Genomic DNA, 14,572 nt, shown 5'->3' with positions numbered 1-14,572 from the left:
AACGGCACAGCCGGACTCTGCCGGCAATAAGAGGCAAAACGTTTGTTTTTACGGGAATATATTGTTGGCGAAGGCGGCAAGCCGGTGTCGGTTACGGCCATTTCGCTTAATTCTCAACGCGTTAAATTACGACGCACTCTGTTAGTGTGATCGTTTTTTGGAAAAATGCCCAAGTGAGACGGGAAAAATGTGCGCGCTCACACAGAGGAAAAGGCGAGGCGTGAGAGAAGAAAAACTCCCCGGCGGGGCCGGGGAGTGGAGGGTCAGGCGACCGGGCGTGCGATGACGCTGCGGGTTTCCATACGCACTTCGGCGATGGTCACGTCGATAACGTCGGTGACTTTATAAACGGTTTCGCCTTTGATCTGTACGGTGCCGTTTTCCTGGCTGCAGACCAGTTCATCGCGCACCGCGTGCAGGAACGGTGCGGGAATAAAGGCGACCGCACCGTTATCCACCAGACGCACGCGCATGCCGCCGCGGCTGACATCGATAATTTCCGCCGCGAAGCGGGTATCGGTGCCGGCTTTGTCTTTCAGGAAGCGGGCATACAGCCAGTCGCCCACATCGCGCTCCGCCATGCGGTTAAGACGACGACGCTCGGCCATCTGCACGGTGGCTTCATCCTGTGGACGCGTAGCGCTTTCGCCTTTGATGATGGCTTTCAGCAGGCGGTGGTTGACCATATCGCCATATTTACGAATCGGCGAAGTCCAGGTCGCGTAGGCTTCAAGGCCGAGACCGAAGTGCGGGCCTGGCTCGGTGCTGATTTCAGCAAACGACTGGAAGCGACGGATGCGGCTGTCGAGGAAACCGGACGGCTGTGCGTCCAGCTCGCGGCGAAGCTTGCAGAAGCCCGGTAGCGTCAGTACGTCGTTCGCATCCACATGCATCCCGTGGCTTTGCAGCAGCGTCGCCAGCTGTTCGGTGCTCGCCGGGTCAAAGCCCGCGTGGACGTTATAAACGCCGAAGCCGAGCTTGTCGCGCAGCACGCGCGCGGCGCAGATGTTCGCGGCGATCATCGATTCTTCAACGATACGGTTAGCGATGCGGCGCGGCTCGGCGACGATATCCAGCACTTCGCCTTTCTCGCCCAGCACAAAGCGGTAATCCGGGCGGTCTTTAAACACCAGCGCGTGTTCAGTACGCCAGGCGCTGCGGCGCTGGCAAATCTGTTGCAGCAGGCGGATCTGCGCGGCAATCGCCTCGCTGCCCGGCTGCCAGTCGCCTTTTTCTTCCAGCCAGTCGGAAACGTCGTCATAGGCCAGTTTGGCTTTCGATTCGATGATAGCGGCGAAGAAGTGAATGTCATCGCTGATGGCGCCATCGGCTTCGATAATCATGCGGCAGACCAGCGCAGGGCGCTGCACGCCTTCGCGCAGCGAGCAGAGGTCGTCAGACAGCTCGCGCGGCAGCATCGGGATGTTAAAGCCCGGCAGGTAATTGGTGAACGCGCGCACTTTAGCAATGTTATCAAGCTTGCTGCCTTCGGCGATCCACGCGGTCGGGTCGGCGATCGCGACGGTCAGTTGCAGGCGGTCGCCATCCAGCGCTTCCACATACAGCGCATCGTCCATATCTTCGGTGCTGGCGCTGTCGATGGTGACGAAATCGAGCGCGGTTAAATCTTCACGCGTCAGGTTTTCATCCAGCATTTCGGTCGCCACGCCGTCCGGCGCTTCGCGCTCAAGATTGTGGCGTGCCAGCGTCACCCACCACGGTACGAAATGGTCGTCGCCGAAGGTAATAAACTGTGTCAGTTCCGCGTAGAAACCGCGATCGCCTTTCAGCGGATGGCGGCGCATTTCCGCCACCGCCCAGTCGCCATTCTGGAAATCGTGGCTGACGCCGCGTTCAGCGCGGCACGGGATGGCGTCTTTCAGCAGCGGATGATCGGGAACGATAGAGAGACGATCGTCTTTCTTTTGCACCCGGCCTACAAAGCGGGTCAGGAAGGGTTCGATAAGCTCTTCGGGCTCGGCGGATTCTTTTTCCTTTTCCGTATGGATAACGGCAATGACGCGATCGCCGTGCATCACTTTCTTCATCTGCGGCGGCGGAATGAAGTAGCTTTTCTGCGCGTCAACCTCAAGGAAACCAAAACCTTTTTCCGTGGCTTTTACTACCCCTTCGGCGCGCGGCGTCTGGGAATGCAGTTGCTGTTTAAGCTGCGCAAGCAGCGGGTTATCCTGAAACATAGTGTCGAATTTTCGTGGCCAAAAGAGCGGCTGACAGTTTTACGCGATTGCGCGCCTCCCGGCAAGCGCTCTTTAGGCCGCAGCGGGCTATGCGACGACGCCAAGACCAAGCCGCAGACGGTTTACCCAGCCGCAAACGCTGCCGAAGGCGAGCAGACGTAGCGCGTCCTGCGCGTCGAAACCGGCCTCAATCAGCGGCTCAAGCTGCGCGTGGCCAAACCGCGCCGGGGCGCGGGTCAGCATCTGCATCGCCTGAATCATCGCGCGCGCTCTGGGGTGATTATGGCTCCAGGCCTGCAGCGCCCGTTCACCGTTGCGCGCCGCATCCGCAAGCCCTGGCTCGTCGCGCAGGCGCAGCGCGGCCTCGTCAAAACAGCTGGCGCTGCCGTTTATACGCGCAGATACCAGCGCCACCAGCGCCGCGTCAGCCGCATCCTCCGGCCTTTGCAGAGTGGCGAGCAAGGCGGCGAGACCCTCTAATGCGTTCGCGTCATGGGCCAGCAGAGAGAGCATCGGTTGCAGCAGCGGCTCATCCAGCGCCGCGTTATAAGCCGCCTGCTGGTCGGCGCTTGCCCAGCCCATTTCGAGCGCCGGGAGATCGGGCTGCCAGCGTGGTTCATGGGCGGTAAAGAGTGAGGCGGGCGCGTCCTGTTGCATGTCGATGCCCGGCAACCAGCGCGCCGGCTGGCCGGGCTGTGCCTGTAACAGCGCCACCGCGCGGGCCTGAAAGCCCACGAAACCAATAATCTGTGTAAACGTGACGATGTCATGCACCGACAGCCCCGCGTCTTCCAGTTGCGCGCGCGCCGCGCTGTCAATCAGGGTGGGCTGACTGGCGAGCTGACGCGCGGTCTGGGTGAGCAGCGTCAGGCGGCGGTTGCTTTCCCGCGAGGAATCCGGCCCCGGCTCGGGCGCCAGACGCGCGGCGTAATGGTTGCACAGCCGCTGCACGCCGCAGACCTGTGCGACGGTCAGTGCGGCGCTGAGGCGGTCATAGACGCTCAGCGTATGAAGACGGGTGACGTCGCGTTTATCAGGCAACAGAGAAGGGATAAGCGCGCGTGCGGCGTCGCACCACGGCGCGTGGGCGGCGATGTTCACGTCGTCCAGCGGCAGGTCGAGCAGAAAACGGTCCTCCACCTTTGCGGCTTCGGGAACTAACGGCAGCGGATCTGCCGGACAGAGGCTGGACTGGGTTTCATGATACCAGTGGCTTTTGCCGGTAAGGCGGCGTTGTTCCATGGTCGTTCCTTGTCTGAAAATGAGCGCCCGGAACGGCGGAAACAATACGCGGCGCCGGGCAGGTCACGCACGACTATCCTGGCGTAACACTTCACGGCGATAAAAGATTGTTCGGTGATAACAAATATCAGAAAGGTATAAATAAAAAGGGCAGGTTGAAAACCTGCCCTTTGGCGAGAAACCGGAGGATTATTTCAGTTCCAGCTCGTTCATCGCAGCGATGCTGAAGCCGCCGTCAACGTGAACCACTTCACCGGTGATACCGCCGGAAAGGTCAGAGCACAGGAACGCCGCGGAATTACCCACGTCTTCGATGGTGACGGTGCGACGGATCGGGGTGACCGCTTCGCAGTGCGCCAGCATTTTACGGAAATCTTTAATGCCGGAAGCCGCGAGCGTGCGGATCGGGCCTGCGGAGATAGCGTTAACACGCACGCCTTCCGGACCCATCGCGTTCGCCATGTAGCGCACGTTAGCTTCGAGAGACGCTTTCGCCAGACCCATCACGTTGTAGTTAGGGATAGCGCGCTCTGCGCCCAGGTAGGAGAGCGTCAGCAGCGCCGCGTTCGGGTTCAGCATAGAACGGCACGCTTTCGCCATTGCCACAAAGCTGTATGCGCTGATGTCGTGCGCGATTTTGAAGCCTTCACGGGTCACGGCGTTAACGTAGTCGCCATCCAGCTGGTCAGCCGGCGCGAAACCGATGGAGTGTACGAAACCGTCAAATTTCGGCCAGACTTTGGCAAGCTCGGTGAACAGCGCGTCGATGCTTTCATCTTCCGCAACGTCACACGGCAGCACGATGCTGGAGTCCAGTTGAGCGGCAAACTCTTCCACGCGGCCTTTCAGCTTGTCGTTCTGGTAGGTGAACGCCAGTTCAGCCCCTTCACGGTGCATTGCCTGTGCGATACCGTATGCGATGGACAGTTTGCTGGCTACGCCAGTCACCAGAATGCGCTTACCGGTAAGAAAACCCATAGCTTTTAATCCTTATCGTCATTGTTATGGCGGCTGGCCGAAAGCGCCAGCCGTCGTTAAAACGCGGCGATTCTAACATGACTCGCCGGAGGAGTTAATCCGACCACTACAGATGGTGGATTAGCGGTCTTTTCGCCAGGCGTCGGCGGTTAAGGCTTCGCCGAAATGACTGGCGATAAGCCGTTTGGTTAAATCGTGCAGCGGCGAGGCGAGAACGTCGGCCGTGCTGCCGCGCTCCACCACTTCGCCCTGATGCATCACCATCACCTGATCGCTGATGTGTTTCATCATGCCGATGTGCTGGGTGACATAAATATAAGAGATACCCTGTTTTTCCTGTAATTCCAGCATCAGGTTGATTAACTGCGAACGCATCGACATATCAAGCGACGCCAGCGCTTCGTCGGCGATAATGACTTTCGGGCGCAGGATCAGCGCGCGCGCGAGGCCCAGACGCTGTTTCTGGCCCGGGGCCAGCATATGCGGATAGTAACTCACGTGATCGGGCAGCAGACCGACCATGCGCAGCGTCTCTTTAATGCGCTTCGCGCGCGCCTCCGGCTCCAGATCGGTGTTGAGCCGCAGCGGGAAGTCGAGAATTTGCGAAATCCGCTGGCGCGGGTTAAGCGATGTCGACGGATCCTGAAAAATCATGCGAATGCGCTGACTGCGAAACGAATAATCGCCAAACGTCAGCGGATGATCGTCAATCACCAGTTCGCCCGTGGTGGGGGCGACCATACCGGCCAGCATTTTGGCAAGCGTGGATTTACCCGAGCCGTTCTCGCCGATGATAGCCAGCGTCTGGCGCTCGCGCAGGGTAAAGCTCAGCGGTTTCACCGCCTCGACGGTCTGGCGGCGGAACCAGCCGGTGCGATAGCGATAAGTTTTACTCAGGTTGCGAACCTGCAACAGCGTTTCCACCATTTCACTCTCTCTCCATGTTCAGCGGGAAATGGCAGGCGAAAAGATGATTTTTCGGCCCGTCGAGACGCGGGGTTTCGATACATTTGCGCTGGGCATATGGGCAGCGCGGCCCGAGGCGGCAGCCAATCGGCAAGTGCTCAAGCAGCGGGATCGCGCCCGGCAGCGTATTGAGGCGGCTTTTATGCGGCATCGCGCTGCCGAAGTCGGGGATCGCGCGGATCAGCGCCTGAGTGTAAGGATGGTGCGGCGTGGAGATAAGCTCCTCGCTTGGCGCGGTTTCCACCGTCTGCCCGCAGTAGAGCACGTCGATGCGGTCGGCCCACTGGCTCAGCATCTGTAAGTCGTGGCTGATAAGCAGAATCGTCGTGTTGTTATTCTGATTCAGCCGCGAGAGCAGGCGGAAAATCTGCGCCTGGGTGGTTGGCTCCATCGCGTTGGTTGGCTCATCGGCAATCAGCAGACGCGGCTGATTAGCGAGCGCGATGGCTATCATCACCTTCTGACATTCACCTTCCGTCAGCTCATACGGAAAGCTGCGCATCGCGTCTTTATGATCTTTAATCCCGACACGGTGCAGCAGCTCGATGGCCCGGCGCTTGCGCCAGCCGAAACGCTGCCACCAGCGGCCTTTATACGTCCAGCCGGGGATGTTTTGCATCAGCTGGCGGCCAATTTTCTCTGACGGATCGAGACAGGATTGCGGCTCCTGGAAAATCATCGACACGTTATGGCCCACCAGACGGCGGCGCTCGCGCGGCGAGAGACGCAGCAGATCGATATCGTCAAAGCGCATACGGTCGGCGGTGATGCGCCAGTTATCTTTGGTCACCCCGCAGATCGCTTTCGCAATCAGACTCTTACCGGAGCCCGATTCGCCCACCAGCCCGCGAATGTCGCCTTCCGGCAGGCTCAGGCTCACGCGGTCCACGGCTTTCACCCAGCCTTCGCTGGTTTTAAATTCAATCGTCAGGTTACGAATATCCAGCAGCGGCATTATTCCACCCCCGCGTCGATGGCGCGACGGATGCCGTCGCCGAGTAAATTGACCAGCAGTACGCTAATCATAATGGCGGCCCCCGGCAGCATCACCGTCCAGGGGGCGACATATATCAGTTCCAGCGCGTCGCCGAGCATCGCGCCCCATTCGGGCGAGGGGAGCTGCGCGCCGAGATCGAGAAAACCGAGCGCCGCGATATCCAGAATCGCAATCGACAGCGCACGGGTGATTTCGCCGACCAGCACCGACGCGGTGTTAGGCAGAACGGCGAACCACAAAATATTAAAGGTGGTCGCGCCATCCAGGCGTGCGGCGATCACATAGTCTTTTTCCAGCTCGTCATGCACCATGCTGTACACCGAGCGCACCATACGCGGCACCAGCGCGAGCCAGACGGCCAGCATCGCGTGGCTGAGCTGCGGTCCGGCGAAGGCGACCACGATAATCGCCAGCAGCAGCGAGGGGATCGAGAGCAGCGTATCCAGTACGTGATTAAGCACCGCCGAGCGCAAGCCGTGGGTGGCGCCCGCCAGCACGCCCAGCACCATTCCGCAGGCAGTCGCGGCCAGCGTCACCACAAACGCGCCGCCGATCGTGGGTGCCGCGCCGCTCAGCAGGCGGCTTAACAGATCGCGTCCTAAATCGTCAGTCCCGAGGAAAAACGAGACTTCGCCATAGCGCGACCACGACGGCGGCAGCAGCTGATAGCCGAGAAATTGTTGATCGATGCCGTAGGGCGCAAAGAGCCTGCCGAACACGCATAACAGCACCAGACCCGCACAACCGTACAGGCCCACCATTGCGACGGTGTCGCCATAAAATTTACGCCAGACGGTGCGCAGCGCGCCCGGCGCGCGTTTCTCGCGATAGACGCTATCGTAAGGCATACCATTCCTTATGTTTCAGCGGGTTCGCCAGCGCGCCCAGAATATCCGAAATCACGTTCACCAGAATCACCAGCGACCCGACGACCATCACGCCCGCCGAAATCGCGGCGTAATCCTGCTGACGAATGGCGTTAATCAGCCAGCGGCCAAGGCCCGGCCAGCTAAAGACCATCTCAGTGATCATCGCGAGCGTCAGCATGGTGGAGAATTGCAGCCCCAGACGCGGAATGACCGGCGGCAGGGCGTTATGCAGCACGTGGCGGCGCAGAATGGTCAGGCGCGACAGCCCGCGCGTGGCGGCCGCTTTGATGTAGTTGCGCTCGAGAATTTCAACGGTACTGACGCGCACCAGGCGGATCACTTCGGTGGTTGGCGCGACGGCAAGCGTCAGCACCGGCAGTACCATATGGCGCAGCGCGCTTAAAATCATCTCGTGACGCCACGGCGAGTCGGAAAGCCAGGCGTCAATCAGCGCGAAGCCCGTCACCGTTTTCACTTCATAAAGCAGGTCGAAGCGCCCGGAGACCGGGAACCAGCCGAGCGTCAGCGAAAAGAACAGCGTAAAAAGCAGCGCCAGCCAGAATACCGGAATCGAAAAGCCGAGCAGCGCCAGCGCGCTGATGATTTTATCCTGCCATTTATGGCGAAGAATGCCCGCCACCATGCCGACCGGAATACCCACCAGCAGTGCCAGCCCGAAGGCCAGCACGCACAGCTCCATCGTGGCCGGGAACACTTCGCGCAATTGGGTGGAGATAAGCTGGCCGTTGATGCTGGAGACCCCGAAATCCCAGTGCAACACGCTGTCGCACCAGAACAGCCACGCGTTCCAGAGCGAAGCGCCCTGGAGCGGCGCATGCGGGGTGAAATAGCTCAGGCAGAAGCCGACAATCGTCAGGAAAAACAGCGTGATCAACAGCAACACCAGACGGCGGAGAGTGAAAATAATCATGGCTGCTTCTCCTCAGAAGGCTCGCGCGAGACGCCGGCGAACGAGGCGTTGCCGAACGGGCTCAGCACCAGGCCTTTCATATCGTAACGGTACGCCTGCAACCGCAGCGACGACGCCAGCGGCAACACCGGTAGCTGTTCGGCGAGGATCGTCTGCGCGCGGGTGTAGGCTTCAATCCGGTACGCCAGCTGCTGCGAGGAGAGGGCCGATTGCAGCACGGCGTCAAAATCACGATCGCACCAGTGCGCGTAGTTGGTTTGCGAGCGAATGGCCGCACAGCTTAACAGCGGACGGAAAAAGCTATCCGGATCGTTACTGTCCGTCGCCCAGCCCGCGAGCGTTAAATCGTGGTTCATATCCATCAGACGGGCCTCCTGAAAACGGCCCTCCACCGGCACGATATCCACCGTCACGCCCACCTGCGCCAGATCCGCCTGCAACAGTTCGGCGGTTTTAAGCGGGCTTGGGTTCCAGGCTTGCGAGCTTGTCGGCACCCAGAGCTTCAGCGTCAGGTTTTCAAGCCCCAGCGCTTTCAGCTGCGCACGCGCTTTATCCGGGTTGTATTCGGTGATTTTGGCGTTGTTGTCATAGGCCCAGGAGGCGCGCGGCAGAATTGACGCGGCGGTCTCCGCCGTACCGTAGTAGATAGACTGCATCAGGCGCTGGTTATTGATGGCCAGCGCCAGCGCGTGACGTACTTTCGGGTTATCCAGCGGCGCTTTATGTGTGTTAAACGCCAGATAAGCGATATTCATGCCGGGGCGCAGCGTCAGGCGCAGGCGCGGATCGTCTCTGAGACTCGTAAGCTGGCTTGCCGCTGGCCATGCCAGCACGTCGCACTCGCCGGTCAGGAGCTTCGACAGACGCCCCGTGCCGCCGGAGCCGAGATCGATAACCACCTGCGGCATCTGCGGTTTGCCGCGCCAGTAGGCGTCATGGCGCAGCAGGCGAATGTACTGCCCGGCGCGATACTCGCCAAGACGGAACGGCCCGGTGCCGACCGGCTCGCGATCGAGCTCCTCCTGATTGCCGCTGCGCTCAAGCGCCGCGGCGTACTCCGCTGACATCACCGACGCGTAATGCGTGGCGAGATGCCATAAAAACGAGGCGTCCGGCTGGCGTAAGCGAAACTCCACGGTGCGGTTGTCAAGCTTGCGCACGCTGCGGACGTTATCGGCGAACTGGAGACTGTCGAAATAGGGGTAGCTGCCGCCGTTGACGTTATGCCACGGGTGTTTCGGGTCGATAATGCGCTGAAAGCTGAACACTACATCGTCGGCATTCAGCGCGCGCGTGGGCGTAAACCAGCGGGTGTGCTGAAACTGCACGTTCGGGCGCAGGCGAAAACGCCAGGTAATGCCATCGTCCGGCGTCTCCCAGCTTTCGGCGAGTTCCGGCACCAGCCGGTAAGTATAAGGATCGACATCCAACAGCCTGTCATAGAGCTGTGCGGCGAGCGTATCTACCGTCAGCCCGCTGCCCGCTTTTTGCGGGTTAAAGGTATTAACCTGGCCATTAACGCAATAGACAAAGCCGCTCTGGCGAATATCGCCGGGCGATTCGGCGAGAGGCGCAGCAAAAGCCGGTACGCTCAGCAGCCCGAGCGTCGCTAAAAAGGAGGAGAGAATTCCGCGCATAAGTTTTTGAGTTGTTTTCGTCACCAGGCAAAGTGTATCGCACTTACGCGGCCTGCGTAAAAAACTCTGCGGGCGTTTGGGTTAAAAGTAGTCGTGTTTAGCGAATTTCATGTTTTTTCAGCAGCGCCCGCAGCTGGTGGTAGGTTAAACCGAGCAATTCAGCGGCCTGTTTCTGGTTATATTTCGCCGCCTGCAGGCTCGCCTCCAGCAGCCGTTTTTCTTCGTCATGCTGCCATTTGCGCAGGTTCAGCGGCAGCGACGGGCCGCTGGTCGATGCATTGGGTGTCGTCACTGGGGCTATCTCCGCCGGTTCGCGGCGAAACGGATCGAGAATAATGTTATCCACCGGCTCATCGCTGCTGGCGTGACGATAGACGGAGCGCTCCACCACGTTTTTCAGCTCGCGAATGTTGCCCGGCCAGCGATAGCCGAGCAGGGTTTCTCGCGCACGTTCGGTAAAGCCCGGAAAGAGCGGCAGGCCCAGCTCGCGGCACATCTGGATGGCGAACTGCTCCGCCAGCAGCATAATATCGCTGTCGCGCTCGCGAAGGGCAGGGAGCAACACGACATCAAAGGCGAGACGGTCGAGCAGGTCGGCGCGGAATTTCTCCTCTTCCACCAGACGCGGCAAATCGGCGTTGGTCGCACAGATTAGCCGCACGTTCACCTGCAATGGCTGGCTGCCGCCGACGCGCTCCAGCTCACCATACTCGATGACTCTTAACAGTTTTTCCTGCACCAGCATCGGCGCGGTGGCGAGTTCATCCAGAAACAGCGTGCCGCCGTCGGCGCGCTCAAAGCGGCCGGGGTGGCGCTTCTGCGCGCCGGTAAACGCCCCGGCCTCGTGGCCAAAAAGCTCGGAATCCAGCAGGTTTTCATTCAGCGCCGCGCAGTTCAGCGAGATAAATGGCCCCTGCCAGCGGCGCGACAGGTAGTGAAGACGATGTGCGATAAGCTCTTTGCCGGTACCGCGCTCGCCAATAATCAGCACCGGTTTATCAAGCGGCGCGAGCCTTGAGACCTGTTCCAGCACTTCAAGAAACCGGTTCGCTTCGCCAATCAGGTTATCTTTGTATTCAGTCATGATGAAATTCACCACTTAGTAGCGTATATCACTACTCTAGCCTGGAAGGGCGTAACGGTAAAATTTTAACTATGCTTTAAAATCAATGCATTAAAAAAGTGGCACGGAGTTTGTATTAAGCTCTACAGCAAGGGCTTAGCCCGTCTTACCATGTAGAGGATGAAATTATGGGTATTTTTTCTCGTTTTGCCGACATCGTGAACGCCAACATCAACGCCCTGCTGGAGAAGGCTGAAGATCCGCAAAAACTGGTCCGCCTGATGATTCAGGAAATGGAAGATACGCTGGTGGAAGTGCGTTCAACTTCCGCCCGCGCGCTGGCGGAAAAGAAACAGATCGCGCGCCGCATTGAGCAGGCTAACGCGCAGCAGGCCGAATGGCAGGAGAAAGCCGAGCTGGCGCTGCGTAAAGATAAAGACGATCTGGCCCGCGCCGCGCTGATTGAAAAACAGAAACTGACCGACATTATTCGTGTGCTCGAAGAAGAAGCGTCTCAGCTTGATGAAACGCTGGCGCGTATGAAACAGGAAATCGGCGAGCTTGAGAATAAACTCAGCGAAACCCGCGCGCGTCAGCAGGCATTGACTCTGCGCCACCAGGCGGCGTCTTCCTCCCGTGATGTGCGCCGTCAGCTCGACAGCGGCAAAATCGATGAGGCGATGGCGCGTTTCGAATCGTTCGAGCGCCGTATCGATCAAATGGAAGCCGAAGCGGAAAGCCACGGTTTTGGTAAGCAGAAATCGCTGGATCAGCAGTTTGCCGAACTGAAAGCTGATGATGACATCAGCGTGCAGCTGGCAGCGCTGAAAGCGAAAGTGCAGCAGCGCGACGGCGAATAATCGCCCGCGTTGACAAGGAGCGCGGCGGCACGTGCCGTCGCAATATTGACCCGTAAGGAGAACCCATGAGTGCACTGTTTCTGGCTATACCGTTAACGCTGTTTGTGCTGTTTGTGTTGCCGGTCTGGCTCTGGCTTCACTACAGCAACCGCTCCGGGCGCGATGCGCTCTCTCAGAGCGAGCAGCAGCGCCTGGCGCAGCTCAATGAAGAGGCGCAGCGCATGCGCGAACGCATCCACGCGCTGGAACAAATTCTTGATGCCGAGCACCCGAACTGGAGAAACCAATAATGACGCGTACGTTTAGCGGCAAAAAGCTGGGACGCCTTCCCCGCGAAGGTATGGTGAAGGGCGTTTGTGCCGGTATCGCGCACTATCTGGACGTGCCGGTCAAACTGGTGCGGCTGATAACCGTGCTGTCGATGCTCTTCGGGCTGTTTTTTATCACTATTGTTGCGTATATCGTGCTGACCTTCGCGCTCGACCCGCTCGATGAGACGCAGGAAGGGGAGGCGGCGCCCACCAGCAGCGACTTGCTGAATGCGGTGGATGCCGAACTTGCCGCAGGCGAGCAGCGTTTGCGGGCAATGGAGCGTTACGTGACATCGGATGCCTTCTCGCTGCGAAGCCGTTTCCGCCAGCTATAATGAGGCTATCAGGGGGCTGTGCCCTTGGTTAATAAAGGAGCCGTTATGAATTCCACCACCCGTTGGCAACGTGTCTCCCGCCGTGCGAAGCCAGGGCTTAAAATCGCCGGTAAACTGGCGCTGATGACCGCGCTGCGTTACGGCCCGGCAGGGTTTGCCGGATGGGCGGTGAAATCCGTTGCCCGTAAGCCGCTTAAAATCGCGCTGGCGTTTGCGCTTGAGCCCTTATTAAACCGGCTCGCGAAACGCGTCTCGGCGCGTTATATCAATAAACCTTCACGCAAATAGCCCGAGCCTCTCGGGCTTTTCTTTTTCAGGCGTTTTTTGCGCTACTTCACAATTACTCACACTGATTTCCGGAAACCGGGTTTAATTCCTAAAAGCCAAATTTACGCGCGTTGACACCTCTATTTGCCAGGGGTAGCCTTTCTTCGTGGGACCGCTACCATGGAAATATCAATAATGGAAAATATAACCCCTTCCACGATAAATCTCGACGCGATTAAAAATCTGATTGCGCGAATTTATGGCGATGGATTTACTACTTCGCATTACGAAACACTCGAAAAACATATTTCAGAAACGCGTAAAGCCATTACAGTGCCGCGTAAAAAAGGCTGGGATCAAACCGATGTGGTATTAATTACCTATGCCGATCAGTTCAGCGCGCCCGGTGAAAAACGCCTCGCGACTTTTCAGCGTTTTTTTGAAAAGTGGTTAAAACCGTATTTTTCTCATATTCATCTTTTGCCGTTTTATCCCTGGTCGTCTGACGACGGATTTTCGGTGGTGGATTACCACCGCGTCGACCCACAGTGCGGCGACTGGGACGATATCGCGAGGCTTAATACCCAGGCGCGGCTGATGTTTGACTTCGTCTGCAACCATATTTCCGCCCAGAGTGAATGGTTTGCAGATTATCTCGCGCAAAAACCGGGCTATGAAGATTTCTTTATTGCCGTTGATCCGGCGACGGATTTATCCGCCGTCACCCGACCGCGCGCGTTGCCGTTATTAACGCCGTTTACGATGCAAAACGGCCGGGTACGTCACCTGTGGACCACCTTCAGCGAAGATCAGATTGACCTCAATTTCACCAGCCCGGTTGTTCTGCTGGCGATGGTGGATGTCCTTTTGCATTATCTGCGCGAAGGGGCGCAATATGTCCGCCTCGACGCCGTCGGCTTTATGTGGAAAACACCTGGAACGAGCTGTATCCATCTGGAAAAAACACATCTGTTAGTGAAGCTGTTCCGCGCTATCGCCGATGTGGTGGCTCCGGGCACTGTGATCATCACCGAAACTAACGTACCGCATAAAGACAATATCGCCTATCTCGGTAACGGGTTTGATGAGGCGCAGATGGTGTACCAGTTCCCGCTGCCGCCGCTGGTGCTGCATGCTATTCATACCCAAAATGCCCGCACGCTCTGCGAGTGGGCGCAGGGGTTAAGTGACGCGCGTATCGGAGAAACCACCTGGTTTAATTTCCTGGCGTCGCATGACGGCATCGGGCTTAATCCGCTGCGCGGCATTCTTCCCGAAGACGCGATTTTACGCCTGGTGGAAGACCTTCAGGCGCAAGGCGCGCGGGTCAACTGGAAAAATAACCCTGACGGCACGCGCAGCCCGTATGAAATTAACGTCACGTATATGGATGCCCTTAGTTTACGGGCTGACAGCGACGCGACGCGCCTTGCGCGTTTTTTGCTGGCGCACGCGCTGTTATTAACCTTCCCCGGCGTTCCGGCGATTTATATTCAAAGTATTCTCGGCTCGCGCAATGATGAAGAGGGCGTTGAACGGCTTGGCTATAACCGCGCTATTAATCGTCAAAAATATACCGAGGCGGAAATGAACGCGGCGCTACAGGCCGAAGGGAATTTACGCCACGAAACGTGGAAGCAACTCGGCGAGCTTATTTCGCTTCGCCGCCAGCACGCGGCGTTTCATCCCGACAGCGCCTTTGCCGCGCGCTGTATTAATGATGCAGTGCTGGAAATTATGCGCGTTGCAGATAATGGCGCGACGGTTATTGCTCTCTTTAATCTCAGCGATACCGCGCAGGTTATTGATTATGACGCCCGCGGCTGTCGTGAATTAATCACCGGCGCGACGATAAATAGTGACTCGCTGATTCTTGCCCCATGGAAAGCAATGTGGCTTAGCAAAGCCTGAAAGGACT

The 14,572-nt window shown here is 58.3% G+C and carries 14 protein-coding genes; 5 read left to right on the top strand and 9 right to left on the bottom strand.

What is annotated here, in order from left to right; genetic code table 11:
- Positions 1–263: 263 nt before the first annotated feature.
- The 9 genes from G9X48_RS06260 to pspF form a co-directional block, all read right to left on the bottom strand.
- Positions 264–2,198, bottom strand: coding sequence for an exoribonuclease II (locus tag G9X48_RS06260; RefSeq protein WP_029039446.1), 1,935 nt, complete (start codon positions 2,196–2,198; stop codon positions 264–266).
- 87 nt (positions 2,199–2,285) lie between these two features.
- Positions 2,286–3,440 carry a carboxymuconolactone decarboxylase family protein gene (locus tag G9X48_RS06255; protein WP_085045882.1) on the bottom strand — a complete coding sequence of 385 codons (1,155 nt, stop codon included), beginning with the start codon at positions 3,438–3,440 and terminating at the stop codon, positions 2,286–2,288.
- Positions 3,441–3,629: 189 nt separating this feature from the next.
- Positions 3,630–4,418, bottom strand: coding sequence for an enoyl-ACP reductase FabI (gene fabI / locus G9X48_RS06250; RefSeq protein ID WP_004385358.1), 789 nt, complete (start codon positions 4,416–4,418; stop codon positions 3,630–3,632).
- Between the two features lie 120 nt (positions 4,419–4,538).
- Entirely contained in the window at positions 4,539–5,345 is an 807-nt protein-coding gene (sapF, locus tag G9X48_RS06245; RefSeq protein ID WP_004385359.1) for a putrescine export ABC transporter ATP-binding protein SapF, read from the bottom strand.
- Position 5,346: 1 nt separating this feature from the next.
- Positions 5,347–6,339, bottom strand: coding sequence for a putrescine export ABC transporter ATP-binding protein SapD (sapD, locus tag G9X48_RS06240; RefSeq protein WP_004385360.1), 993 nt, complete (start codon positions 6,337–6,339; stop codon positions 5,347–5,349).
- On the bottom strand, positions 6,339–7,229 hold the full coding sequence (gene sapC / locus G9X48_RS06235) for a putrescine export ABC transporter permease SapC (protein ID WP_007868183.1): 891 nt from the start codon (positions 7,227–7,229) through the stop codon (positions 6,339–6,341). The genes sapD and sapC overlap by 1 nt, the downstream gene beginning before the upstream one ends.
- A complete protein-coding gene (gene sapB / locus G9X48_RS06230; RefSeq protein WP_004385361.1) occupies positions 7,216–8,181 on the bottom strand; it encodes a putrescine export ABC transporter permease SapB in 966 nt (321 codons plus the stop codon). The genes sapC and sapB overlap by 14 nt, the downstream gene beginning before the upstream one ends.
- Positions 8,178–9,818 carry an ABC transporter substrate-binding protein SapA gene (gene sapA / locus G9X48_RS06225; RefSeq protein ID WP_007901564.1) on the bottom strand — a complete coding sequence of 547 codons (1,641 nt, stop codon included), beginning with the start codon at positions 9,816–9,818 and terminating at the stop codon, positions 8,178–8,180. Before sapA ends, sapB begins: the two co-directional genes overlap by 4 nt.
- Before the next feature lie 97 nt (positions 9,819–9,915).
- Positions 9,916–10,917: a phage shock protein operon transcriptional activator gene (pspF, locus tag G9X48_RS06220; RefSeq protein ID WP_161575516.1), complete on the bottom strand. Its 1,002-nt coding sequence runs from the start codon at positions 10,915–10,917 to the stop codon at positions 9,916–9,918.
- A 152-nt stretch (positions 10,918–11,069) separates the two neighbouring features.
- On the opposite strand from pspF, the gene pspA reads away from it, so the two are divergent.
- The 5 genes from pspA to G9X48_RS06195 all read left to right on the top strand — a co-directional run bounded on the left by pspA (position 11,070) and on the right by G9X48_RS06195 (position 14,565).
- A complete protein-coding gene (gene pspA / locus G9X48_RS06215) occupies positions 11,070–11,741 on the top strand; it encodes a phage shock protein PspA (protein ID WP_007782094.1) in 672 nt (223 codons plus the stop codon).
- Between the two features lie 65 nt (positions 11,742–11,806).
- Positions 11,807–12,031 (top strand): envelope stress response membrane protein PspB, encoded by a 225-nt coding sequence (gene pspB, locus G9X48_RS06210; protein WP_004385364.1) that lies wholly within the window; start codon positions 11,807–11,809, stop codon positions 12,029–12,031.
- Positions 12,031–12,387: an envelope stress response membrane protein PspC gene (pspC, locus tag G9X48_RS06205; protein WP_004385365.1), complete on the top strand. Its 357-nt coding sequence runs from the start codon at positions 12,031–12,033 to the stop codon at positions 12,385–12,387. The genes pspB and pspC overlap by 1 nt, the downstream gene beginning before the upstream one ends.
- 45 nt (positions 12,388–12,432) lie before the next feature.
- The gene (gene pspD, locus G9X48_RS06200) at positions 12,433–12,675 is read left to right on the top strand and encodes a phage shock protein PspD (RefSeq protein ID WP_004385366.1); all 243 of its coding nucleotides are present in this window, start codon (positions 12,433–12,435) and stop codon (positions 12,673–12,675) included.
- Between the two features lie 174 nt (positions 12,676–12,849).
- Entirely contained in the window at positions 12,850–14,565 is a 1,716-nt protein-coding gene (locus G9X48_RS06195; protein WP_097641306.1) for an alpha-amylase family glycosyl hydrolase, read from the top strand.
- Positions 14,566–14,572: the final 7 nt, after the last annotated feature.

It is taken from the genome of Cronobacter sp. HA18006 (assembly GCF_011605445.1).
GTDB lineage: Bacteria > Pseudomonadota > Gammaproteobacteria > Enterobacterales > Enterobacteriaceae > Cronobacter > Cronobacter sakazakii.
This window is presented reverse-complemented; position numbering and strand designations above follow the sequence as displayed.

Coding starts and splice junctions, on each gene's coding strand:
- G9X48_RS06260 (WP_029039446.1), bottom strand. CDS start 2,198: ATGTTTCAGGATAACCCGCTGCTTGCGCAGCTTAAACAGCAACTGCAT.
- G9X48_RS06255 (WP_085045882.1), bottom strand. CDS start 3,440: ATGGAACAACGCCGCCTTACCGGCAAAAGCCACTGGTATCATGAAACC.
- fabI (WP_004385358.1), bottom strand. CDS start 4,418: ATGGGTTTTCTTACCGGTAAGCGCATTCTGGTGACTGGCGTAGCCAGC.
- sapF (WP_004385359.1), bottom strand. CDS start 5,345: ATGGTGGAAACGCTGTTGCAGGTTCGCAACCTGAGTAAAACTTATCGC.
- sapD (WP_004385360.1), bottom strand. CDS start 6,339: ATGCCGCTGCTGGATATTCGTAACCTGACGATTGAATTTAAAACCAGC.
- sapC (WP_007868183.1), bottom strand. CDS start 7,229: ATGCCTTACGATAGCGTCTATCGCGAGAAACGCGCGCCGGGCGCGCTG.
- sapB (WP_004385361.1), bottom strand. CDS start 8,181: ATGATTATTTTCACTCTCCGCCGTCTGGTGTTGCTGTTGATCACGCTG.
- sapA (WP_007901564.1), bottom strand. CDS start 9,818: ATGCGCGGAATTCTCTCCTCCTTTTTAGCGACGCTCGGGCTGCTGAGC.
- pspA (WP_007782094.1), top strand. CDS start 11,070: ATGGGTATTTTTTCTCGTTTTGCCGACATCGTGAACGCCAACATCAAC.
- pspB (WP_004385364.1), top strand. CDS start 11,807: ATGAGTGCACTGTTTCTGGCTATACCGTTAACGCTGTTTGTGCTGTTT.
- pspC (WP_004385365.1), top strand. CDS start 12,031: ATGACGCGTACGTTTAGCGGCAAAAAGCTGGGACGCCTTCCCCGCGAA.
- pspD (WP_004385366.1), top strand. CDS start 12,433: ATGAATTCCACCACCCGTTGGCAACGTGTCTCCCGCCGTGCGAAGCCA.
- G9X48_RS06195 (WP_097641306.1), top strand. CDS start 12,850: ATGGAAAATATAACCCCTTCCACGATAAATCTCGACGCGATTAAAAAT.